This window comes from Pseudomonas sp. YY-1 (assembly GCF_002843095.1).
Lineage (GTDB): Bacteria > Pseudomonadota > Gammaproteobacteria > Pseudomonadales > Pseudomonadaceae > Aquipseudomonas > Aquipseudomonas sediminis_A.
The window spans coordinates 1-1,026 of sequence record NZ_PJLX01000039.1 but is presented as its reverse complement, the minus strand read 5'-3'; the positions used below and the strand labels follow the sequence as shown (position 1 = coordinate 1,026).

At 58.8% G+C, this 1,026-nt stretch carries 1 protein-coding gene; it reads left to right on the top strand.

What is annotated here, in order from left to right:
* On the top strand, positions 1-1,026 hold a 1,026-nt coding region (locus tag CXP40_RS23550), incomplete at both ends, for a transposase (protein ID WP_106735687.1).

Genomic DNA, 1,026 nt, shown 5'->3' with positions numbered 1-1,026 from the left:
GCTACTGCTACGGCATCCGCTCCGAGCGGCGACTATGCGAAGAAGTGCATTTAAATCTGGCCTATCGCTGGTTCTGCCGGCTGGGTCTGGAAGACGAAGTACCCAATCACTCAACCTTCTCGAAGAATCGCCACGGCCGTTTCCGTGACAGCGATCTGTTCCGCTGGCTGTTCAATGAGGTGCTGAGGCGTTGCATGGCGGCCGGCCTGGTAAAGGGGGAAGGTTTCGCCGTCGACGCCAGCGTCATCAAGGCTGATGCCAGCCGGCAACGTGGGGTGGCGGGAAATGAGGTCGATTGGAACGATCCAAAGCTAAGCAGCCGTGCCGTACGCGAGTACCTCGAAGCTCTTGATGAAGAGGCGCTGGCTGAAGCTCTTCCCAAGAAAATTTCACTCACCGATCCGCTGTCTCGTTGGACAGCAGCGCCAGGCGGCCCAGCCTTCTTTGCCTACTCCACCAACTACCTGATCGACACCGAGCACGGCGTGATCATGGATGTAGAAGCGACTCCGGCGCATCGTACCGCCGAAGTCGATTCGACCAGGACGATGGTCGATCGCGTTGAAGCGCAGTTCGACGTCACGCCGGAACGCCTCATCGGCGATACCGCCTATGGCACTGCCCCGATGTTGGCCTGGATGGTCGAAGAAAAGAACATCGACCCGCATGTCCCAGTCTGGGACAAGACCGAACGCAAGGACGACAGCCTCTCCAGCAGCGACTTCCACTGGAATCCGGAGGCCAATGAATACCGCTGCCCAGTCGGCAAACCGCTGCGCAGTGAATGGCGCGCCTTCGTCCAGAAAAGATCGCGGGTGACCAAGGCCAACACCATCATCTACCGCTCCAGCCAAACCGACTGTGCCACCTGTCCACTGAAAGCGAAGTGCTGTCCCAACACACCGAATCGGAAGATCGTCCGCAGCATCCATGAAGCTGCCCGTGACGTGGCCCGACGTATCGCTAAAACACCGGGATACCTCGTCTCTCGCTGTGAACGAAAGAAGGTGGAGATGCTTTTCGCCC